19 protein-coding genes are annotated in these 20,288 nt (G+C 67.1%); 8 read left to right on the top strand and 11 right to left on the bottom strand.

The window, feature by feature from the left end; translation table 11 throughout:
• Positions 1-4: 4 nt before the first annotated feature.
• From ABE485_RS14150 to ABE485_RS14110, 9 genes are all read right to left on the bottom strand, one after another.
• Positions 5-1,105: a pyridoxal-phosphate dependent enzyme gene (locus ABE485_RS14150; RefSeq protein WP_346515915.1), complete on the bottom strand. Its 1,101-nt coding sequence runs from the start codon at positions 1,103-1,105 to the stop codon at positions 5-7.
• A gap of 3 nt (positions 1,106-1,108) precedes the next feature.
• Positions 1,109-2,089, bottom strand: coding sequence for a succinylglutamate desuccinylase/aspartoacylase domain-containing protein (locus ABE485_RS14145; protein ID WP_346515914.1), 981 nt, complete (start codon positions 2,087-2,089; stop codon positions 1,109-1,111).
• A gap of 31 nt (positions 2,090-2,120) precedes the next feature.
• Positions 2,121-3,077: a Bug family tripartite tricarboxylate transporter substrate binding protein gene (locus ABE485_RS14140; protein WP_346515913.1), complete on the bottom strand. Its 957-nt coding sequence runs from the start codon at positions 3,075-3,077 to the stop codon at positions 2,121-2,123.
• 90 nt (positions 3,078-3,167) lie between these two features.
• Entirely contained in the window at positions 3,168-4,457 is a 1,290-nt protein-coding gene (locus tag ABE485_RS14135) for an NTP/NDP exchange transporter (RefSeq protein WP_346515912.1), read from the bottom strand.
• Between the two features lie 4 nt (positions 4,458-4,461).
• Entirely contained in the window at positions 4,462-5,376 is a 915-nt protein-coding gene (locus ABE485_RS14130; protein ID WP_346515911.1) for an aldo/keto reductase, read from the bottom strand.
• A gap of 78 nt (positions 5,377-5,454) precedes the next feature.
• A complete protein-coding gene (locus tag ABE485_RS14125; protein ID WP_346515910.1) occupies positions 5,455-6,165 on the bottom strand; it encodes a Bax inhibitor-1/YccA family protein in 711 nt (236 codons plus the stop codon).
• A 119-nt stretch (positions 6,166-6,284) separates the two neighbouring features.
• A complete protein-coding gene (locus ABE485_RS14120) occupies positions 6,285-6,662 on the bottom strand; it encodes a hypothetical protein (RefSeq protein ID WP_346515909.1) in 378 nt (125 codons plus the stop codon).
• A gap of 64 nt (positions 6,663-6,726) precedes the next feature.
• On the bottom strand, positions 6,727-7,188 hold the full coding sequence (locus ABE485_RS14115; protein WP_346515908.1) for a DNA polymerase III subunit chi: 462 nt from the start codon (positions 7,186-7,188) through the stop codon (positions 6,727-6,729).
• A gap of 22 nt (positions 7,189-7,210) precedes the next feature.
• Positions 7,211-8,719, bottom strand: a complete 1,509-nt coding sequence (locus ABE485_RS14110) for a leucyl aminopeptidase (RefSeq protein ID WP_346515907.1) — start codon at positions 8,717-8,719, stop codon at positions 7,211-7,213.
• Positions 8,720-8,776: 57 nt separating this feature from the next.
• On the opposite strand from ABE485_RS14110, the gene lptF reads away from it, so the two are divergent.
• On the top strand, positions 8,777-9,880 hold the full coding sequence (gene lptF, locus ABE485_RS14105) for an LPS export ABC transporter permease LptF (RefSeq protein WP_346515906.1): 1,104 nt from the start codon (positions 8,777-8,779) through the stop codon (positions 9,878-9,880).
• 61 nt (positions 9,881-9,941) lie between these two features.
• Here the strand turns inward: lptF and ABE485_RS14100 are convergent, their stop codons facing one another.
• A complete protein-coding gene (locus tag ABE485_RS14100) occupies positions 9,942-10,862 on the bottom strand; it encodes a LysR family transcriptional regulator (protein WP_346515905.1) in 921 nt (306 codons plus the stop codon).
• Between the two features lie 214 nt (positions 10,863-11,076).
• Between ABE485_RS14100 and ABE485_RS14095 the strand changes: the two genes are divergently transcribed.
• The 4 genes from ABE485_RS14095 (at position 11,077) to ABE485_RS14080 (ending at position 15,459) form a co-directional block, all read left to right on the top strand.
• Positions 11,077-12,294, top strand: a complete 1,218-nt coding sequence (locus ABE485_RS14095) for an ABC transporter substrate-binding protein (protein WP_346515904.1) — start codon at positions 11,077-11,079, stop codon at positions 12,292-12,294.
• 108 nt (positions 12,295-12,402) lie between these two features.
• Complete coding sequence (locus ABE485_RS14090) at positions 12,403-13,896, top strand: CoA-acylating methylmalonate-semialdehyde dehydrogenase (protein ID WP_346515903.1); 1,494 nt, start codon at positions 12,403-12,405, stop codon at positions 13,894-13,896.
• Between the two features lie 94 nt (positions 13,897-13,990).
• Positions 13,991-14,935 carry a CysB family HTH-type transcriptional regulator gene (locus tag ABE485_RS14085; RefSeq protein ID WP_008161940.1) on the top strand — a complete coding sequence of 315 codons (945 nt, stop codon included), beginning with the start codon at positions 13,991-13,993 and terminating at the stop codon, positions 14,933-14,935.
• A 200-nt stretch (positions 14,936-15,135) separates the two neighbouring features.
• Positions 15,136-15,459: a DUF2325 domain-containing protein gene (locus tag ABE485_RS14080; RefSeq protein WP_035212827.1), complete on the top strand. Its 324-nt coding sequence runs from the start codon at positions 15,136-15,138 to the stop codon at positions 15,457-15,459.
• A gap of 180 nt (positions 15,460-15,639) precedes the next feature.
• Here ABE485_RS14080 and ABE485_RS14075 read toward each other — a convergent pair whose 3' ends face one another.
• Positions 15,640-16,299 carry a C40 family peptidase gene (locus tag ABE485_RS14075; RefSeq protein ID WP_346515902.1) on the bottom strand — a complete coding sequence of 220 codons (660 nt, stop codon included), beginning with the start codon at positions 16,297-16,299 and terminating at the stop codon, positions 15,640-15,642.
• A 249-nt stretch (positions 16,300-16,548) separates the two neighbouring features.
• On the opposite strand from ABE485_RS14075, the gene ABE485_RS14070 reads away from it, so the two are divergent.
• From ABE485_RS14070 to ABE485_RS14060, 3 genes are read left to right on the top strand one after another with little or no spacing between them, the layout of a single operon-like run.
• Positions 16,549-18,477: a propionate--CoA ligase gene (locus tag ABE485_RS14070; RefSeq protein ID WP_346515984.1), complete on the top strand. Its 1,929-nt coding sequence runs from the start codon at positions 16,549-16,551 to the stop codon at positions 18,475-18,477.
• A complete protein-coding gene (locus tag ABE485_RS14065) occupies positions 18,474-18,881 on the top strand; it encodes a GlcG/HbpS family heme-binding protein (protein WP_008161933.1) in 408 nt (135 codons plus the stop codon). Before ABE485_RS14070 ends, ABE485_RS14065 begins: the two co-directional genes overlap by 4 nt.
• On the top strand, positions 18,878-20,218 hold the full coding sequence (locus ABE485_RS14060) for an MFS transporter (RefSeq protein WP_346515901.1): 1,341 nt from the start codon (positions 18,878-18,880) through the stop codon (positions 20,216-20,218). Before ABE485_RS14065 ends, ABE485_RS14060 begins: the two co-directional genes overlap by 4 nt.
• Positions 20,219-20,288 lie beyond the last annotated feature (70 nt).

The following is a 20,288-nucleotide window of genomic DNA, read 5'->3' as shown; positions in this document are numbered from 1 at the left end:
TCGCTTAGCCGCGGCGCCCGTCGGACGTGAGGATCAGCACCACGGAAGATTCGGCGTCCAGCATGCCCGCCAGCCGGAGCCGGGATACGGCCGCGAGCCCCGCGGCGGAAGACAGTTCCGCGCCCAGCCCCATGCGCTCCAGCCGCTGCCGCGCCTTGCCCGCTTCGGCGTCCGGGGTTTCCACCGGCACGCCGCCCGAGCGCGCGAGCGCCTCCAGCGCCTGCAGCGTGCACGTGCCGCCAGCGATGGAGTACTGTTCCGTCGCGCTTTCCCACTGGCCGCGCGCATCGCCCGTGGCCAGTGCGCGGGACAGGCGGGCATAGGGCTCCACCGCGTGCAGCCGGGGCAGGCGCGCGATGCGGCCCGTCTGGTGCAGATGCTGCCAGCCCAGGTAGATGCCCCAGAGCAGGTCGCCGCGCGCCGTCGGCACGATGATGTCGGTGGGCAGGCCGCAATCGTCCAGGATCTCTTGCGCGATGGGCTTGTAGCCCTCGACGCCGTAGGGGTGCGTGCCCACCGGCGGGTTCAGGTAGTTGGTGCCGGCGAACGCGCCGTGGTTGCGGCACAGGTCCTGGACGTACGGCCAGCGGCCCAGGCTGTCCTCGAAGGCGCGCAGGCGCGCGCCGAAGCGCTCCATGGCTTCGCGTTGCAGGGGCGGGCAGTTGCGGGTGATGGCGATGTCGGCCTGCAGGCCGGCGGCGGCGCAGTAGGCGGCCAGCGACACGCCGGCATTGCCGCTGGAGGCCGCGGCCACGCGTTCGGCGCCGGCCAGGCGCGCCCGCGACACCAGTTGGGCCGCCATGCGGTCCTTGTGGCTGCCGGTGGGATTGGCGCTTTCGCACTTGATCCACAGTTGCCCGACGCCTTCGGCGCGCGCCAGGTCCGGCGCGTCCAGGCTGGGGGTGCCGCCTTCGCCCAGGGTGACGGGCGCGAGCACGGGCAAGGGAATGGCGAGGTCGTGCCCGGCGGGGGAATACAGGCATTCCAGCGTGGCGGGATGGCCCGCCGCGAGGCAGTCCGGGCAGCCTTCGGGGTAGTCGCCGGCAGGCCAGAGGCTTGCGCAGCGGATGCAGCGCAGGTTGGACAATCGGGGGTTCATCTGCATGGATCAGTATCTTGAAGCAAGGGAGTCCAGGGGAAGGGCCGGCGCGACCTGCAGCAGGCAGTCGCCGTCGTCGCTGCGGGCGATGGGCCGCAGGCACACCACGGTGCCCGCCTGAGGGCTGAGCAGGGCGCGCATGGGGCTGTCCGGGCGTGCGGGTTCAATCAGGCGGCCGACGGGCGCAAGCGCGCAGACCGCCTGCCCGAGTTCGACGCTGGGGATGAACACGCCGGGCTCTCGCGCGCGCAGCGTGGCGGCGGGCGCGTCCAGGTCGTAGAGCCGCACTTCCGCGTCGCGTGGCGGGGTGCGCGCCGGCAGCAGCCCCAGTTCGGCCAGGCAGCCCAGCAGGCCTTCGCGGCAGCGGTCCGCCAGCGACTGGCTGGTTTCCCTGCCGCCGCCGATCTCCGCGCTCAGGCGCAGGATGCCATGCCGGCTGGCCGCGGCCGGCATGGAGCCAACTTCGCCGCCGCGGAAGAACATGCAGTGGGGCAAGCCGAAAGCGCGCGCCAGCGCCGGGAGGCGGGCGTCGTAGGCGTCGTCGCCGTAGCGCGTGATTACCGAAGACGGAAGGTAGCGCAGCGAGGCGCCGCCGCTGTGCACGTCCACCATGGCCTGCACGCGGGGCAGCAGTCGGGCTTCCAGCGCGGCGGCCACGCTTTCCGTGTAGCCGCGCGCGGGGGCGCCGAGGAACGCGCGGTTCAGGTTGCCGCCGTCGGAGGGCGACAGCCGCGTGCCGGCCAGCGACGCCTCCGCATTGACGGCAGGCAGCAGATAGACCGTGCCGCGCTGCAGGATATCCGGCAGCGCATGCCAAAGGTCCAGGATCGCCGCCTGGCCTTCCCATTCATCCCCATGCACGCCGGCGATCAGGGCAACGGCGGGTCCCGGACCCGCCTCCACCCGCAGCACGGGGATGGTGACGCGGCGGTAGGCCGACGCGTTGGTGGCGGCGGCCACGGTAAAGTCTTCGCGGCTTACGCGGACCATGCGGTGGCTCCCATGTGTGCCGGCGCCGGACTCAATCCAGCGTGGCGGCCTTGATGATGCTCTCCCATTTGGGCAGCTCCTTGCGAATCTGGGTCTCTACGTCCTGCGGCGTTCCGCCCAGCGGTTCCTGGGAGCGGCTGCGCAGTTCGCGGCTGACGCTGTGCGAACGCAGCGCCTGGTTCATCGCGGAATTCAGCCGGGCGATGGCGGCCTTGGGGGTGCCCGCCGGCGCGACCAGGGCGCTCCAGGCGGACTGCTCGTAATTCGGATAGCCCTGCTCGGCCACCGTCGGCACGTCCGGGTTGGACGCCGCGCGGTTCCGGGTCGTGACGGCGAGCGCGCGCAGCCGCCCGTCCTTCAGGTTGCCGATCAGGGGCGGCAGGTTTTCCATCATTGAGTCGACGTGGCCGCCCAGCAGGTCGGAGAGCTGCGCGGCCGTCGCCTTGTAGGGAATCTGGCGGACCGCGGCGCCAGTCTGGGCGATGAACAGCTTGACGCCGACTTCGCTGGTGGTGCCCGGGTCCGCCGAGGTCATGGTCAGGCGGTCGGGCTGGGCGCGGCTGGCTTCGATGAAGCCCTTCAGGTCGCGATACGGCGAAGCGGCGTTCACCACGATGACGTTGGGCGTTTCGGCCACCAGGCCGATCGGCGCCACGTCGCGGTCCAGGTCATAGAGCTGCTGCTTGAACAGGAAACGGTGCAGCACCAGCGTGCCCACGTGCGCGTAGCCGATGGTGTAGCCGTCCGCCGGGGCGCGCACCACGGCCTGGGTCCCGATGCGGCCGCCGGCGCCGACGCGGTTCTCGATGACCACGGGCTGGCCCAGCAGCCGGCTCATTTCCTGGCCGACGAGTCGGGCGGTGATGTCCGCGTTGCCGCCCGCCGCGGCCGGCACGATCAGCGTGATCGCGCGTTCGGGGTAGTCGGCATGCGCGTGGGGCGCGGCTAGGCAAAGCAGCAGGGCGGCAAGGCAGGCGGAGCGTTTCATGACGATTCCCGAGGCGTTGAGGGCAGCGCCATTGTGCGGCGGCCCTGCGCGGAATCCGTTTGTTTTTATAAGATGGATATTTAAGAAAATCTAACGATTTTCCGAGTTGCGCTGGTCCGCCTGCCTGCCCAGGGCGAACCCGACGGCGGCAGCAGCCAGGGCCACGAAGGCGCCCAGCAGCGCGATCAGCGACGCCCCGTAGCCCAGCATGTCGAGCCCCGCCTTGACCCAGCCGCTGGCCGCGTCGCCGCCCCGGTAGACCACGGTGTCGATGACGTTCTTGGTCTTGTATTTGTCTTCGGGCGATACCGCGGTGAACAGCATTTCCCGCCCTGGCCTGATCAGGGCGTATTCGCCGGCCCGGCGCAGGATCATGGCGCCCGCCAGCACCGCGAAGACGGGGAAGGCGGCCAGCGCCAGGAACGCCAGCGCCACCGCAAGCGGCACCGCGGTCAGCAGGAAGCGCAGGCCCAGGCGGGCGGCCACGCGGCCCGTAATGAAAATCTGCGACAGCAGCGCCAGCGTCTGCACGGTGAAGTCCAGCGCGCTGAAGACGCGGATGCGCTGGGCCGTATCCGGAAACGCATCGGCGACCAGCCGCGCCTGCTCCATATACAGAAAGGTGTTGAGCGTGGCCAGCAGCACCACCAGCAGCGAGATGCCCAGCAGATAGCGCGACTGGAATATGCGCGTGATGCCGGCGAGGATCGTGCCCTCGATCGGCCGCTGCATGTCTTCGGTGGCGACATCCGTGCGCGTGGCCGCCCGCCAGCGCAGCAGCCATTGCTTGAGCGGCAGCGTGGCCGTCAGCAAGAGCGCGGACAGGAGCAGCAGGCCCGCGGGGCCCAAGGCGCCCGCGAGCAGCGCGCCCAGCAGCGGACCGCAGAGCCCGCCGGCGCTGGCGCCCGCGGCGATCAGCGCGAACAGCCGCTTGGCCGAATCCATGCGGAACACGTCGGCCATCAGGCTCCAGGCGATGGAGACAACGAACAGGTTGAATACCGACAGCCAGACGTAGAACGTGCGCGCGGCCCAGATGCTGCCCGGCCGCAGGTGTAGCAGCAGGGCGAACCCGGCCATGGTCAGGGCGAACAGGGCGTAGACCCAGGTCACGAGGGTGGCGCGCGGGACGCGGGCGGAAATCCAGCCGAACAGCGGCACCACGGCCAGCGTGGCGACGAAGGTGGCGGTGAACAGCCATTGCAGCTGGTTCACGCCGGCCTGGATGCCCATGGTCTCGCGGATCGGGCGCAGCATGAAATAGCCGCAGAACAGGAAGAAGAAAAAGGCGAAGCCGCACGCGGCGGGGGCCAGTTCGTCTTCTCCTATGCCCAGGGCCCGCGCCGCCCGGGTGCGCCAGGATGCCAGGACGGCCGCCATGGCGTCAGGCGAGCAGCGCGGCGATGCGTTCGCGCATGGCCGCGTCGGGCTGGCGGCCGAAGCCCGCCCGGGCGTTGTCCGCCATGTTGGCGGGCTTGGACGTCGCGGGTATGACGGCGGTGACGGCCGGATGGCCGATGATGAATTTCAGGAAGAGCTGCGCCCAGGAGGTGCAGTCGATTTCCGCGGCAAGCGTAGGCAGTTCCACGCCTTTGACCTGGCGGAACAGCGCCCCGTCCTGGAACGGCCGGTTGATCAGCACCGCCACGCCGTTGGCCTGACACGCCGGGAGCAGGCGCTTTTCCGCGCTGCGGGCGCCCACCGACAGGTTGATCTGCAGGAAGTCGGGCTTTTCCCGCTCGACCAGCTCGGTCAGTTCGTCGTGGGCATGGTCGGTGTAGTGCGTGATCCCGATGTAGCGCGTCAGGCCTTGCTGCTTGAGGTCCCGCAGCAGGGCGAGCTGGTTGCGGGTGTCGATCAGGTTGTGCACCTGGATCAGGTCCAGCTTGTCGCTGCGCAGCGCCTTTTGCGATTCGCGTATCTGGCGCATCGCCGAATCATGGCCGCGCGTGCTGATCTTGGTGGCCAGGAAGACCCGGGGGCGTAGCGCGGCGTCGCGCGCCAGCAGGGTTCCGGTGACGGCCTCGGCGTCGCCGTAACTGGGGGCGGTGTCGATCAGGGTGCCGCCGGCCTGCAGCAGCGTATCCAGCACCTGGGCCAGCGGCGCCATGGCCGCCGCGTCGCCGGGCGGCACGTTGAAGGTGTCCGCGGTGCCAAGGCCGATCACCGGCAGCGTCGCGCCCGACGTGGGAATCGCTCGGGTCAGCATCGGGGGCGCGGCGAGCGTCAGCGCCGGCCACGCGGATCCGAACAGGGCGGCGCCGGCGGCGGTCTGGAGGAAGCGGCGGCGGTCTGGCATGGGCGGAGCTCCGTCAGGCAAAGAAAAAGGGCCTACATGCGAATGTAGGCCCTTGGGTACCCGTCTGGCGATCGGGTGTTACTCGCGATTGCCGCCGAAGATGCCCAGCAGCATCAGCAGGTTCGAGAAGACGTTGTAGACGTCCAGGTAGATGGCCAGGGTGGCGGAGACGTAGTTCGTTTCGCCGCCGTTGACCACGCGCTGCAGGTCGACCAGCATGAACGCTGAGAAGATGACGATGGCCAGGACCGAAATCGTCAGCATCAGCGCGGGCAGTTGCAGGAAGATGTTGGCCAGGGCCGCCACCAGAATCACGACTGCGCCGATGAACAGGAATTTCTGCAATCCCGACAGGTCGCGCTTGATGGTCGTGGCCAGGGTGGCCATCGTGCCGAAGACGATCGCGGTGCCGCCGAACGCCGTCATGACGAGCTGCGAGCCGTTGCTCATGCCCATGACGAAGCCGAGCAGGCGCGACAGCATGACGCCCATGAAGAACGTGAAGGCCAGCAGCAGGACCACGCCCAGCGAGCTGTTCTTGTTCTTTTCGATGGCGAACATCAGGCCGAAGGCGCCCACCAGGAAAACGATGGCCGACAGGCCCGGGCTGGCGCCCATGACGCGGTTGATGCCGGTATAGAGGCCGACGGCCGCGCCCAGCACCGTGGGAATCAGCGACAGGGCCAGAAGCCAGTAGGTATTGCGCAGGACCTGGTTGCGAGCGACCTCGCCCGGCGCGCCGGCCATCGAGCCGGAACGGTTAAAAGGGGACGGACGATATTCGTTCATGGAGAACTCCTGTGTACGGCAAATATGGTGATTGCCTAGAAGGCTTAGATGCGAAGGATACCTTACAGTTCCCTGAAGAATCCAGTTTTTGGAAGCTGTAGGCCGCCAGCCCGGAAGCGCTATCCCGGTCTGACGCCATTAAGCACCCGGGAGACGATGGCTGGCAACTCCGCGTCCATGCGGGCCTGGATCTGTTCGATGGCATCGGCCAGGGCCACCCGCATGAGCTGTTCGACCTCGGCTTGCAGCCGCGCCGCCAGCACGGTCGGGTCGGGCAGCGAGGCGGCCAGCTCAGGGGCGGGCGCGGATTGCGCCGGGCCGGCCTCGTCCGCCACGTCGGTCAGCAGTGGGAACGGGTCGTCGGACGCCGAATCCGCGTCGTCGGCCAGTTCCGTCAGCAGGGGCGCGTCCGCGTCGTCGCCGGCGGGTTCATAAAGCGAGGGCTCGGCCCGGTGGGTCAGGGTGGGGATGCCGGGGTCGGAAGAGCGAGAGGGCATGGAAACTCCCGAATGTCTGGATGGCGCGGCGGGCTGGCGCGCGCGCCGGGGACGGATAGGTCGATCAGCCGCCTGCGGGCTTGCGGCTCAGGTCGTGGCTTTGCGGCGCATGTCCGGCCGTCTGGTAGGTCCGCCAGCGCTGGCGGGCAGCCTGCTTGTCGTCGGGATCGTCGGAGACGATTTCAAGCAGCCGCTCGAAGGCATCGAATCCCGGCGGGCAGTCGTCGTCCAGGTTCAGCAGCCAGGGCTGCGGCTGGTCGTCCTGGCCTGCCGCCTCGGCGGCCTGGCGGGGATCGCCGGCGGTCAGCACCACCGGGGTTTCCGACGCCAGGGGATCGTTGGCCAACACATGCGGCACGAAGGCCGTGTCGTCGAATGCCCAGAGCATGCGGTCGAACGCGGCCAGGCGGGTACCGTCCTTACAGTACACCACCAGCCGCTGTCCGGCCAGGAAACGCTTGCGCACGACCTGGCAGGCCATGCGCAAGCGGTCGGGCGCGCCGAAGGCGAAGTCGATGCGCGTCATGCGGGCTTCCGGTGCAGGCGCTTCAAGCCTGGTCCAGCAGGTACTGCATCAGCAGGGGCACGGGACGTCCGGTGGCGCCCTTGTCCTTGCCGCCGCGCCACGCGGTGCCGGCGATGTCCAGGTGCGCCCAGGGATAGGCCTTGGCGAAGCGCGACAGGAAGCATGCCGCCGTGACCGCGCCGGCCGGAGGACCGCCGATGTTGGCCAGGTCGGCGAAGTTGGACTTGAGCTGTTCCTGGTAGGCGTCGTCCATGGGCATGCGCCACGCGGTGTCCAGCGACTGGCGGCCGGCGGACGCAAGCGCCTCGGCCAGGCCGTCGTCCTTGGAGAACAGGCCGCTGTTGACGTTGCCCAGGGCCACGACGCAAGCGCCGGTCAGCGTGGCGATGTCGATGACGGCAGACGGCTTGAAGCGTTCGGCGTAGGTCAGCGCGTCGCACAGGACCAGGCGGCCTTCGGCGTCGGTGTTCAGGATTTCGATGGTCAGGCCGGCCATGCTGGTGACGACGTCGCCCGGCTTGTTGGCCTTGCCGCTGGGCAGGTTCTCGCAAGCCGGGATCAGGCCGACCACGTCCAGCGGCAGCTCGAGTTCGGCCAGGGCGCGGAACGAGCCCAGGACGCTGGCGGCGCCGCACATGTCGTACTTCATTTCGTCCATGGTCGCGGCGGGCTTGAGCGAGATGCCGCCGGCATCGAAGGTGATGCCCTTGCCGACCAGCACGATCGGGCCCTGCGCCGCCTTGGCGCCTTTCTTGGCCGTCTTGGCGCCGGCATGGCGCAGGACGATGAAACGCAGCGCTTCCTCGGAGCCGCGGGCGACGGACAGGAACGAGCCCATCCCCAGCGCCTCGACCTGCTTGCGGTCCAGGACTTCGACCTTGAGCGACTTGAACTCGCGCGCCAGGCGCTTGGCGGTGTCGCCCAGGTAGGTGGGCGTGCAGATGTTGCCCGGCAGATTGCCCAGCGTGCGGGTCAGTTCCATGCCGTTGGCGATGGCGCTGCCTTCGCGCAGGCCCTTCTGGGCCTGGGCCGCGTCGGCGCGTTCAACGACCTGCACGATCTTCTTGAGCTTGGGGCGGGCATCGCGGTCGGGCTTGCCGAAGCTGGCGTCGTAATGGTAGGTGGCGCTGCCGGCCGCGATGGCGGCGCTGCGGGCGCGCGACACGACGGCGACATCGGCGATCGGGTTGGCAACCAGGGTGGAAACGCCTTCGGCGAGCTGCGCGGCGACGCAGGCCGCGGCGAACGCCTGCTCGGCCGATGCATGGGTGCGGGCCGAATATTCGTCCTGCTTGCCTAGGCCGACCAGGACCACGCGCTGCGCGGACACGCCCGGCAGATTGCGCAGCGTCAGCGTGGAGCCGGCGCGGCCGCGGAATTCGCTTTTGACCACCGAACGGACGGCGCCGTTGGAGGCGCGGTCGATGAGATCGGCGGCGGGGCTCAACACGCCGTCCGCGTACACGCCGACGGCGAGGGCGGCGGTTTTGACCTGGTGCAGGGAAGCAGTGGTCTGTGTGCTAAATTCCATGAGGGTTTCCCGTGTGCGTCTGTGTATGATGCGGTCGATTATCCCGCATATTCTCCCATGTCTCTATTTAAACGCTCGGTCGTCAGCGAGATCACCAGTCACGCTGGCGTTGTCTTTTCCACGTTGCTCATCGTGTGGCTCAGCGTGCTTCTCGTACGCCTGCTCGGCGAGGCCGCGGGCGGCAACATCGGAGCGGACGTCGTCGTGGTGCTGGCTGCGCTCTCGACCATTACCGCGCTGCCGACCATCCTGGCGGTGTCCATCTTCATCGCCGTGCTGACCACGGTGACGCGCAACTATCGTGAATCCGAAATGGTGGTGTGGTTCGCCAGCGGCCTTTCGCTTGCCGACTGGCTCAAGCCCGTGCTGCGCGTCGCGGTGCCGGTGGCGCTGGCCGTGGCCGGCCTGACGCTGGTGGCGTCGCCGTGGGCCTATCGCCAGATCGCCGAATACCACGAGCGCTTCGAGCAGCGCTCCGACCTGTCCAAGGTCACGGCCGGCCAGTTCGCCGAATCTTCCGGCGGCAACCGTGTGTTCTTCGCCGAAGACCCGGTCAATCCTTCCGATGAACTGGGCAACGTATTCGCGCGCGAGATCGGCCCCGAATGGCTCAGCGTCCTGACCGCAAGCAGCGCCCACAGCGAAACCCAGCCCAACGGCGATCGCTTCCTGGTGCTGGGCGCAGGCCACCGCTACGACCTGAAGCCGGGTACGCCTGAACTGCGGCTGGTGCACTTCGAAAAATACGGCCTGCGGCTGGAAAGCAAGTCGGGCGGCGATCCGGTGGCCGAGGCCCGCGCGGCGGCGGAGCGTTCCTCCAAGGCGCGCACCACGCCGCAGCTCATGGAAGACAATACCGACAGCAGCTGGTCGCAGGTTATGTGGCGCATTTCGCTGCCGCTGGCGGCGCTTAACCTTGCGTTGCTGGCCATTCCCCTCGGGGCGGTCAATCCGCGCCTGGGGCGGTCCGGCGACCTGCTCATCGCCGGCCTGGTCGGCCTGCTGTACATGAACCTGATCAACCTGTCGCGCGCCTGGATCTCGAGCGGCAAGCTCAGCTTCGGCCTGGGCGTCTGGGCAATCCATGGCGCGGTGGCGTTGCTGACCGCTTTCCTGCTGATGCGGCGCCTGCGCGTGAAGGCGCCCAAGAACAGCGCGTAAAGTCAGGCGGCGCAGGCCTCGCGTGCGCGGGGCCATTTGCCGGGCCGCGCGGCGGCGCCCGCTAGGGCAGGTACTTCATCGTCCCGCGGCGCCCGGCCAGCAGGTCGGCATTCTTCAGCACCGACTTGCGAATGAACTCCCACAGCGCGGTCACGCGCTTGAGCTTGCGCAGGTCTTCATGGCAGTACATCCAGAATGAGCGCGTGATCGCGATCTCGTTCTCGAGCACCGGCTTGAGCCTCGGGTCCTGCGCCGCGATGAAGCAGGGCAGGATGGCCAGCGACTGCCCCTGCAAGGCTGCGTGGTACTGCGCGACCACGCTGGTGCTGCGCAGCACCACCTTGCTTGCGGGCAGCAGGTCTTCCAGATAGCGCAGGCGTTCGCTGAACAGCAGTTCGTCGACATAGCCGATGAACGTGTGGTCGGCCAGGTCCGCGCGTTCCTGGATGGGGGCGTGGCGCGCCAGATACCCCGGCGTTCCATAGAGGCGCAGCGTGTAGTCGCACAGCTTGCTGCACACATAGGGGCCGCGCTGCGGCCGTTCGATGGTGATGGCCAGGTCGGCCTCGCGCTTGGACAGGCTGACAAAACGCGGCACCGGCAGGATATCCAGCGTGATGTGCGGGTAGCGCCGCTGGAAGTCGGCGGCCAGCGGCGTCAGCACGTAGCTGCCGAAGCCTTCCGTGGCGCCGATGCGCAGATGTCCCGACAGCGCCTGGCCGATGCCGGAGAGGTTTTCGCGCGCCGTGTGCACGACGCTTTCCATTTGCTCGGCATGGACGAAGAGGCGCTGGCCGTCGTCGGTCAGCACGAATCCGGCGCTGCGCGATTTCTCGAACAGCAAGGTGTCCAGTTCCGTTTCCAGCGCGCGGATGCGGCGCGAGACGGTGGTGTGCTCCACGCCGAGCTTGCGCGCCGCGGCGCTGACGCGCTGGGTGCGGGCCACTTCCAGGAAGTACCGCAGGCTGTCCCAATCAAGCAAGATCCGGCTCTCCCGCCCCGTGCGCGAGTGCGCGCCGAAGGCAAATTCCCATTGTGCAGGAATGCACAAGGAATGTGCATTTCTGGTGTTGCTTGTTGATTTTCACACATCTACACTGGGTTGGCAGGCCTGGGGCTGTGCCCTGGGACCGCAGGCCGCGAAGACGGCGCGATAACGCTAGAACTCAGCGCATAAAAACTCAGGAGACAAATCCATGAAATTGCACGCACGCGGGCTGGCCGCAGGCTTGTGTCTGGGCGCCGCACTGGTGGGCCAGGCTTGCGCGGCGGACAAGCCGCCAGTGAAGATCGGCATTCTGACGGACATGTCGGGCACCTATGCCGGCATGGGGGGGCCCGGTTCGGTGGCGGCGGCGCAATTGGCCATCGACGACTGCCTGGCCGCGGAATGCAAGGGCATGAAGATCGAACTGGTGTCCGCGGACAACCAGAACAAGGCGGACGTCGGGGCGGCCCGGGCGCGCGAGTGGTTCGACCGCGACGGCGTCACCGCCATCGCCGACCTGACGAACTCCGCGGTGGCGCTGGCCGTGCAGGGCATCGCCCGCGAAAAGAACAAGGTGGTGATGTTCTCGGGTCCGGCCACCACGGCGCTGACCAACAAGGAATGCTCGCCCGTGGGCTTTCACTGGATGTTCGATACGTACTCGCAGTCCGCGGGCGGCGCCAAGGCGACCGTGCGCTCGGGCGGCAAGTCCTGGTTCTTCATCACCGTGGACTACGCGTTCGGGCACTCGCTGGAAGCCGATACGGTCAAGGCCGTGCAGGCCCTGGGCGGCACCGTCGCCGGCAGCGTCCGCCATCCCCTGAACGCGCCCGATTTCGCGTCCTACCTGTTGCAGGCGCAAAGCTCCAAGGCGCAGGTGGTGGCGCTGGCCAATGGCGGCCAGGACACCGTCAACGCCGTCAAGCAGGCGCGCGAGTTCGGCATCGTGGCCGGCGGGCAGCGGCTGGTGTCCTTGCTGATTTTCCTGTCCGACCTGCGTGCGCTGGGCCTGGAGAACGCCCAGGGGCTGTCCTACGTGGACGGCTTCTACTGGGATTACGACGACGCGACGCGGCAATGGTCCGGGCGCTTCGAAAAGGCCTTCCGCGGCCTGAAGCCCACCATGACGCAGGCCGGCGTGTATTCCAGCGTCCTGCATTACCTGCGCTCGGTGGCGGCTTCCAACAGCACCGACGGCAAGGTCGTGGCCGACAAGATGCGCGAACTGCCGATCAAGGACCCGATCATGCGCAATGCGTCGATCCGTCCGGACGGCCGCGTGATCCACGACATGTACCTGTACGAAGTGAAGAAGCCCGCGGATTCCAAGGGCGGCTGGGACTATTCGAAGCTGGTGGCCACCATTCCGGCGGCCGAAGCCTTCCAGCCCCTGTCCGATTCCCTGTGCCCGCTGGTGAAGAAATAGTCCGGGCAGGTCGCCCGCCGGCGCCCGCGGACGCGTTCCGCGGCGCGCCGAAACATCCAAGAACGCGGATTCCATCCGCATCGACTACGCAGTGTGAGGAGCATCAAAATGAGTGAAGTCCCGCGCGTTCCGCTACTGATCGGCGGCAAGCTTGTGCAGTCCAAAACCACCGAATGGCGAGACGTGATCAACCCCGCCACCCAGGAAGTCGTCGCCAAGGTTCCCTTCGCCACGCGCGAAGAACTGGACCTGGCCGTTTCCAACGCCAAGGAGGCTTTCAAGACCTGGCGCAACAGCGGGCAGGGCGCGCGGATGCGCGTCATGCTGAAGTTCCAGGAACTGCTGCGCGCCAACACCGGCAAGCTGGCCGAGATGATCACCCGTGAGCACGGCAAGACGCTGCCCGACGCCGAAGGCGAAGTCGGCCGCGGCCTGGAAGTGGTCGAGCATGCGTGCTCCATCGCCAACCTGCAGTTGGGCGAGTACGCCGAAAATGCCGCGTCCGGCATCGACGTCTACACCCTGATCCAGCCGCTGGGCGTGTGCGCGGGCATCACCGCGTTCAACTTTCCGGTGATGCTGCCCTGCTTCATGTTCCCGATCGCCGTCGCCTGCGGCAACACCTTCGTGCTCAAGCCGTCCGAGCAGGACCCGACCTCGTCGCTGTTCCTGGCGCAGCTTGCGCTGGAAGCCGGCCTGCCCGCGGGCGTGCTGAACGTGGTGCATGGCGGCCCCGAGACGGCCAATGGCCTGTGCGAGCATCCCGACATCAAGGCGGTGTCGTTCATCGGCTCCACCCGCGTCGGCACCGAGATCTACAACCGCGCCTCGGCCGCGGGCAAGCGCTGCCAGTCCATGATGGGCGCCAAGAACCACTGCGTGATCCTGCCCGACGCGGATCCGGAAGTGGCCCTGAACCAGTTGCTGGGCGCGGCCTTCGGCGCCGCCGGTCAGCGCTGCATGGCCTCGTCGGTGGCGGTGCTGGTGGGCGATGCGCGCAACTGGCTGCCCGATTTCGTCGAGCGCGCCAAGAAGCTCAAGGTCAATTCCGGCACCGACCGCGAAGCCGACCTGGGCCCGCTGGTGTCGCCCAATGCCAAGAAGCGCGTCGAAAGCCTGATCCAGAAGGGCGTGGACGAAGGCGCCAAGCTGCTTCTGGACGGCCGCAACCTGAAGGTCGCGGGTTTCGAGGAAGGCAACTTCGTGGGCCCGACGGTGTTCGACGCCGTGACGGAAAACATGACCATCTACACCGAGGAAATCTTCGGCCCGGTCCTGTGCTGCGTCGGCGCCGAAACGCTGGAAGACGCGGTGGCCTTCATCAACCGCAACCCCAACGGCAACGGCGTGGCGCTGTTCACCCAGGACGGCGGCGCGGCGCGCTACTTCCAGAACAACATCGACGTGGGCCAGGTGGGCATCAACGTGCCGATCCCCGTGCCGGTGGCGTGGTTCAGCTTCACGGGATCGCGCGGCTCCAAGCTGGGCGACCTGGGCCCCAACGGCAAGCAGGCGGTGCAGTTCTGGACGCAGACCAAGACCGTTACCGCACGCTGGTCGGCGCATGCCAAGACCGTGAACACCACAATCTCGATGCGCTGAAAGGGGGACGCCTTGCTCCTAAGCTTATACGAATAATTCATATAGCAAGGCGTTCTTATTACTTATAATTGGCCCGTCTATCAGGGGCCAATTAATGAACCTCCAGCAATTTCGTTTCGTGCGTGAAACCATCCGGCGCGACTTCAACCTGACCGAAGCCGCCCGGATGCTCTATACCTCGCAGCCCGGCGTGTCCAAGGCGATCATCGAATTCGAGGACGAGCTGGGCATCAAGATCTTCGAGCGCCACGGCAAGCGCATCAAGGGGCTGACCAAGCCCGGGCTGGCCGTGTCCCAGGTCATCGACCGCATCATGCGCGAGGTCGACAACCTCAAGAAGGTCAGCGACGAATTCGCCCGCCGCGACGAGGGCGGCCTGGTCATCGCCTGCACACACACGCAGGCGCGCTACCTGCTGCCCCGCGTGATTCCCGCCTTCCGCAAGCAGTTCCCCAAGGTTCACCTGTCGCTGGCCGAGGGCAGCCCCGCGCAACTCGCCGAAATGGTGCTGCACGAGCAGGCCGACCTGGCGCTGGCAACCGAATCGCTGGCCCTGACGCCCGGCCTGGCGACCTTGCCCGTCTATGCCTGGGAGCACACCGTGGTGGTGCGCCCGGACCATCCGCTGGCCGAGCTGACCTCCAGCGCCGCCAAGCGCCTGTCGCTGGCGCAACTGGCCGAATATCCCATCGTGACCTACGACCGCGCCTTTACCGGCCGCAGCACGATCGACGAGATCTTCGCCAATCAGGGCATCCATCCGGACATCGTGCTCGAAGCCATCGACGCCGACGTGATCAAAACCTACGTGGACGTGGGGCTGGGCATCGGCATCATCGCCGGCGTGGCCTACGATCCGCGCCGCGACTCCAATCTGGTCGGTCTGCCGGTGGGGCATCTCTTCGGCACGCACACGACCCGCGTGGGCGTGAAGGCGGGCGTATTCCTGCGCGACTACGTCTACACGTTCCTGGAGATGCTGGCGCCGTCGCTGACCCGTGCCGTCGTCACCGATGCCGTGCAAGGGGCTCCCAAGTAAGCGGCAGCCACCCCCTAACTCGCGCGCAAGCGCGGCGTCTCGAAGGCGCCGCGCTTTTTTTTCGCCTTGGGGGAGGGGCTGACTATCCCCATCCATAAGCTCATAAAAATAATTAAATAAGAACCGATCTCATTTGAGTTGACGAAAAAATAGGAATCATTATCATTACATCCAGGCTCAACGACCCAGTGAGGTTCATCATGACGGCAGGACTTAGTGCAGTGGTAGTGGGCGCCGACCGCCTCGGCAATATTCCCGATCTGCTCAAAGGACACAATATCTCGATCACGCACCACATCAGCGGGCGCGATCCCTCTCACCAGAAGAAGACGCTGCAGCTGCCGTCCGGCACGCAGCTGGTCATCCTGCTGACCGATTTCCTGGGTCACAACGTCATGAAGACCTTCCGCAACGCGGCTCAGCGCGGCGGCATCCGGGTCGTCGCTTGTCGCCGTTCGGTGTGCAGCATGCAGCAGGCCCTGCAGCAATGCGGCCTGTGCCCGCGAGCCGGCACGGTTCATTGACCGCAGGCATCTTGCCGATCAGCTACGAAAAACTGGGGAGGCCGCAAAGGCCTGCGGCCTGAAAGCCGCGAAGAGAAATTGAAAACGCCGCCGGACAGGGATGTCTGGCGGCGTTTTGCATTCTGGGGGATGGCGCGCCGTGTTGCCGGCGTGCGAACATGCAGCTGAAAAGCGGCGCGGTCAGTTGGCCGCGCGGGCCGATGCCATCAGGCTGTTGTCCAGGCGGCGGGCGCCGTTGTAGCGCTTGGTCCAGTAGGCCATGGTCATGCTTTCGACACGAACCACGCCGCCGGCGCTGGGGGAGTGCACGAAGCGGTCGTCGCCCAGGTAGATGCCCACGTGGGAATAACGGCGGCCCATCGTGTTGAAGAAGACCAGGTCGCCGGCCTTGAGTTCGTTCTTGTTGACGGCCACGCCTTGCTGGGCGATTTCGGCGGCGTTGCGGGGCAGTTTCAGGCCCAGCGAACGTTCGGCCGAATACGCGACCAGTCCGCTGCAGTCAAAGCCGGTATCGGGGGTGCTGCCGCCGAAGCGGTAGCGGATGCCAAGGTGGTTCAGGGCTTCGCTGACCATGGCGTTGTCGCTGCCGACGGCCGAATGGGTGCGCTGGCGTTCGCGTTTGAATTTCTGTACCACCAGGAGACCGATGGGGTCATCCGCGGTGGCGACCCACTCCATTTCGTAGGGGTCGATCTCGGACGTATGGGCGGTTGACTTTTGACCAGAACCCGCACAACCCGCCAGACTCGCGACGCATGCAACCAGCGCGAGCATGCGCAGACCGCGCTTTGCCTGGCCGGAGGATGAATTGAATCGCGCGAGTAAGGAGTGTCGATGCATTCGCCTGGGGATGATTCGCCGATAACAGCGCAAACCACGGCATTCGCCGCGGATGAGGCCGAAATGTCAGCAAAATCAACAATTATGTGCAACTTCGCGGGGATTCTACCAAACTTTTAAGGCCGATTCGTGACGTAACGGCCCTAAATATCCATGCAGCGTGGACATTTGGGAGAATTTTTTGACTTGCGGCAAGCCTCGTGCAAGGTTTGCCTACCAGAATGACCGAAAAGATTCGAAAAGAAATCAATCAGCCTTAAGGCCTATGAACAATACCAGGAGACAAAAATGCAAAGAACCCGGGATTTCCATTACCGCTCGGTACATGATCGCGACGCGTTCTGGCGCGAAGAGGCCAGCCGGATCCACTGGGAAACGCCGTTCGAGTCTGTGCTGGACTTCTCGCGTCCGCCATTCGCCAAGTGGTTCGTGGGCGGTCGCACCAATCTTTGCTACAACGCCGTCGATCGCTGGCTGCCCACCCAGGCCGACAAGCCGGCCCTGATCTGGGTGTCCACCGAGGTCGACCGCGAGCAGATCTACACGCGCCAGGACGTCTTCGAAGAGGTCAACGCCGCGGCCGCGATGCTGCGGGAACTGGGCGTGGGCCGAGGCGACCGCGTCCTGCTCTACATGCCCATGGTGCCGGAAGCGGTCTTCACGATGCTGGCATGCGCGCGGATCGGCGCGGTCCATTCCGTGGTGTTCGGCGGCTTTGCCTCGGTGAACCTGGCCCAGCGCATCGACGACGCGGCGCCCAAGGTGGTGGTGTGCACCGACGGCGGTTCGCGCGCCGGCAAGATCGTGCCCTACAAGCCGCTGCTGGACCGCGCCCTGGGCCTGGCCAAGTCTCCGCCGGCTTCCGTGGTGGTGTTCGACCGCGGCCTGGCGCCCTTTGAACCCGTGGCCGGACGCGACCTGGACTACGCCACCCTGCGCGAGCGCCACCGCGGCGCCCGGGTGCCCGTGCAATGGCTGGAGTCGTCCGAGCCCAGCTATATCCTGTATACCTCGGGCACGACGGGCCGCCCCAAGGGCGTGCAGCGGGATACGGGGGGGTATGCGGTGGCGCTGGCTTCCTCCATGGAATACCTGTTCGACGGTCGCCCCGGCGACACCTATTTCTGCACCAGCGACATCGGCTGGGTGGTGGGGCACTCCTATATTGTCTATGGCCCCCTGATCGGCGGGCAGACGACCATCCTGTACGAAGGCACGCCGGTGCGCCCCGATGGCGCCATCCTGTGGAAGCTGGTCGAGCAGTTCGGCGTGAACACACTGTTCTCGGCGCCCACGGCCGTGCGCGTCCTCAAGCGCCAGGACCCGGCGCTGCTCAGGCAGCACGACCTGTCGACGCTGCGGGCCGTCTACCTGGCGGGCGAGCCGCTGGACGAGCCGACCGCCCAGTGGATTTCCGAAGGGCTGGGCAAGCCCATCATCGACAACTACTGGCAGACCGAGTCCGGCTGGCCGATCCTGTCGGCCCAGCCCGGCGTGGAGAAGGTGCCCACCCGCTTCGGCAGCCCCTCGTTTCCGGTCTATGGATTTGACGCGCGCATCGTCAGCGAATCCAGCGGCGAGGACCTGGGTCCCGACGAGAAAGGCGTGGTCGCCATTGTGCCGCCGCTGCCACCCGGCGCGATGTCCACCATCTGGGGCGACGACGAGCGCTTCGTGCAGACCTATTTCACGTCCATTCCCGGACGGCAGGTGTACTCGACGTTCGACTGGGGGCTGGTGGACGCGGACGGCTACTGGTTCATCCTGGGCCGCACGGACGACGTGATCAACGTGGCGGGCCACCGGCTGGGCACGCGCGAGATCGAGGAATCGGTCAACAGCCACAGCAGCATCGCGGAGTGCGCGGTGGTTGGGGTTGCCGACCCGCTCAAGGGCCAGGTCGCGATGGCCTTCGCGGTCTTGAAGAATCCCGCCGGCGCCGAAACGCCGGAGGGGGCAAAGCAGCTGGAAGGCGATATCATGCGGCTGGTGGAGGAACAGCTGGGCGCGGTGGCGAAGCCGGCCCGGATCCGGTTCGTGGGCGCCTTGCCCAAGACCCGGTCGGGCAAAGTGTTGCGCCGTGCGATCGTCGCGGTGTGCGAAGCGCGCGATCCCGGCGACCTGACCACCATGGAAGATCCCAACGCCCTCGAACAGATCAAGGAGTCACTGCAATGAAAACCAAACCCGTGCTGAGCGCCGAAGACGTCAAGAAGATCCTGGCCGCGGCCGAAGCACACGCCTTGCAGAACAAGTGGGCCGTCACCATCGCGGTGACCGACGACGGCGGCCACCTGCTGGGCATGCTGCGCCTGGACGACGCGGCCCCGATCTCGTCGCACATCGCACCCGCCAAGGCCAAGACCGCCGCGCTGGGCCGCCGCGAGTCGCGCATTTATGAAGAGATCATCAACAACGGCCGCTACTCGTTCCTGTCGGCGCCGCTGATCGAAGGCATGCTCGAGGGCGGCGTGCCGGTCGTGGCCGACGGCCAGGTCATCGGCGCGGTGGGCGTCTCGGGCGTGAAGTCCACCGAAGACGTGCAGATCGCGCAAGCAGGCATCGCCGCGCTGGGCCTATGAGCCAGGCGCTTCCGCCGGAAACGCCTGCCGGCGTTTCCGCGCAGGCCGCCGGGGCGGCGGACGCAAGTCCGCTGAACCCCGGCGTGGCCAAGCGCGAAGTCTGGGCCTGGGCCATGTACGACTTCGCGAATTCCGGCTACACCACCGTCATCCTCACGGCGGTCTTCAGCACCTATTTCGTCGGCGTGGTCGGCGGGCGCGCCCCGTGGGCCACGCTGGCCTGGACCGCGGCGCTGTCGCTGTCCTACCTGCTCATCATGCTGACCATGCCCACGCTGGGCGCCCGCGCCGATGCGCGGGCCAGCAAGCGCCGCCTGCTCTACTCGAGCACGGCGGGCTGCGTGGCGGCCACCCTGGTCCTGACGCAGGCCGGGCCGGGCGACGTATGGCTGGCGCTCGCCGCCATCGTCGTGTCCAACTACTGCTATTGCGTCGGGGAATCCGTGGTTGCGGCGTTCCTGCCCGAACTGGCCAAGCCCGCGGCGCTGGGGCGCGTGTCGGGCTGGGGCTGGAGCTTCGGCTACTTCGGCGGCATGCTCACGCTGGGGCTGTCCCTGGTCGTGGTGACGCTGGCCGAGGCGCGCGGCGCCACGGCGGAACAGTTCGTGCCGTGGGTCGTCGTGGTCACCTGCTCGGTGTTTGCGCTGGCCTCGCTGCCATCGTTCTTCCTGCTGCGCGAGCGCGCCCGGCCGAAGCCCGGCAATCAGCTTGCGCTGGATGTGCTCAGGCGCCTGGCCTACGCCTGGCGCGAGACCGGGCAGCATTTCCCGGAGTTCCGGCGCCTGCTCATGTGCATCGCCTGCTACCAGGCGGGCATTGCCGTGGTGATCACACTGGCCGCGGTCTACGCCTCGGAGGTCATGGGCTTCACCACGCCGCAGATCATGCTGCTGGTCTTCACGGTGAACATCGGCGCGGCGGCGGGCGCGTTTTCGTTCGGCTACGTGCAGGACCGCATCGGCCACAAGCCGGCGCTGGCCATCACGCTGTGCGGCTGGATCGTCATGGTGCTGGTGGCCTACGCGGCCGTGACCGCGCCCGTGTTCTGGGTCGCCGCCACGCTGGCCGGACTGTGCATGGGCACCACGCAGAGCGCGGGGCGGGCGATGACCGGCGCATTGGCGCCGGCCGGACGCCTGGCCGAGTTCTATTCGCTGTGGACCTTCGCGGTGCAGCTGGCCGCGGTGATCGGGCCGCTGACCTATGGCCTGGTGACCTGGGCCACGCACGGCAACCATCGCTTGGCCATCCTGGTCACGGGGCTGTTCTTCGTCGGCGGGCTGATCCTCTTGTCGCGCGTGGACATGAAGGCCGGCCTGGCGCGCCAGGCCGGCTGAACGCTGCATGCGCCAAGGCCGCGCCGGCTGCTATCCTTATGGACTGCCCGGCGCTGCCGACCACAAACGC

Source organism: Achromobacter spanius, from assembly GCF_039673305.1.
Classification (GTDB): domain Bacteria; phylum Pseudomonadota; class Gammaproteobacteria; order Burkholderiales; family Burkholderiaceae_B; genus Achromobacter; species Achromobacter spanius_F.
This window is presented reverse-complemented; position numbering and strand designations above follow the sequence as displayed.

Excerpts from the sequence above, each read along its gene's own strand:
- ABE485_RS14120 (WP_346515909.1), bottom strand. The coding sequence starts at position 6,662 with ATGCCCTCTCGCTCTTCCGACCCCGGCATCCCCACCCTGACCCACCGG.
- ABE485_RS14145 (WP_346515914.1), bottom strand. The coding sequence starts at position 2,089 with ATGGTCCGCGTAAGCCGCGAAGACTTTACCGTGGCCGCCGCCACCAAC.
- ABE485_RS14150 (WP_346515915.1), bottom strand. The coding sequence starts at position 1,105 with ATGCAGATGAACCCCCGATTGTCCAACCTGCGCTGCATCCGCTGCGCA.
- ABE485_RS14090 (WP_346515903.1), top strand. The coding sequence starts at position 12,403 with ATGAGTGAAGTCCCGCGCGTTCCGCTACTGATCGGCGGCAAGCTTGTG.
- ABE485_RS14095 (WP_346515904.1), top strand. The coding sequence starts at position 11,077 with ATGAAATTGCACGCACGCGGGCTGGCCGCAGGCTTGTGTCTGGGCGCC.
- ABE485_RS14140 (WP_346515913.1), bottom strand. The coding sequence starts at position 3,077 with ATGAAACGCTCCGCCTGCCTTGCCGCCCTGCTGCTTTGCCTAGCCGCG.
- ABE485_RS14065 (WP_008161933.1), top strand. The coding sequence starts at position 18,474 with ATGAAAACCAAACCCGTGCTGAGCGCCGAAGACGTCAAGAAGATCCTG.
- ABE485_RS14135 (WP_346515912.1), bottom strand. The coding sequence starts at position 4,457 with ATGGCGGCCGTCCTGGCATCCTGGCGCACCCGGGCGGCGCGGGCCCTG.
- ABE485_RS14080 (WP_035212827.1), top strand. The coding sequence starts at position 15,136 with ATGACGGCAGGACTTAGTGCAGTGGTAGTGGGCGCCGACCGCCTCGGC.
- ABE485_RS14075 (WP_346515902.1), bottom strand. The coding sequence starts at position 16,299 with ATGCATCGACACTCCTTACTCGCGCGATTCAATTCATCCTCCGGCCAG.
- ABE485_RS14130 (WP_346515911.1), bottom strand. The coding sequence starts at position 5,376 with ATGCCAGACCGCCGCCGCTTCCTCCAGACCGCCGCCGGCGCCGCCCTG.
- ABE485_RS14085 (WP_008161940.1), top strand. The coding sequence starts at position 13,991 with ATGAACCTCCAGCAATTTCGTTTCGTGCGTGAAACCATCCGGCGCGAC.
- ABE485_RS14110 (WP_346515907.1), bottom strand. The coding sequence starts at position 8,719 with ATGGAATTTAGCACACAGACCACTGCTTCCCTGCACCAGGTCAAAACC.
- ABE485_RS14125 (WP_346515910.1), bottom strand. The coding sequence starts at position 6,165 with ATGAACGAATATCGTCCGTCCCCTTTTAACCGTTCCGGCTCGATGGCC.
- ABE485_RS14115 (WP_346515908.1), bottom strand. The coding sequence starts at position 7,188 with ATGACGCGCATCGACTTCGCCTTCGGCGCGCCCGACCGCTTGCGCATG.
- lptF (WP_346515906.1), top strand. The coding sequence starts at position 8,777 with ATGTCTCTATTTAAACGCTCGGTCGTCAGCGAGATCACCAGTCACGCT.
- ABE485_RS14060 (WP_346515901.1), top strand. The coding sequence starts at position 18,878 with ATGAGCCAGGCGCTTCCGCCGGAAACGCCTGCCGGCGTTTCCGCGCAG.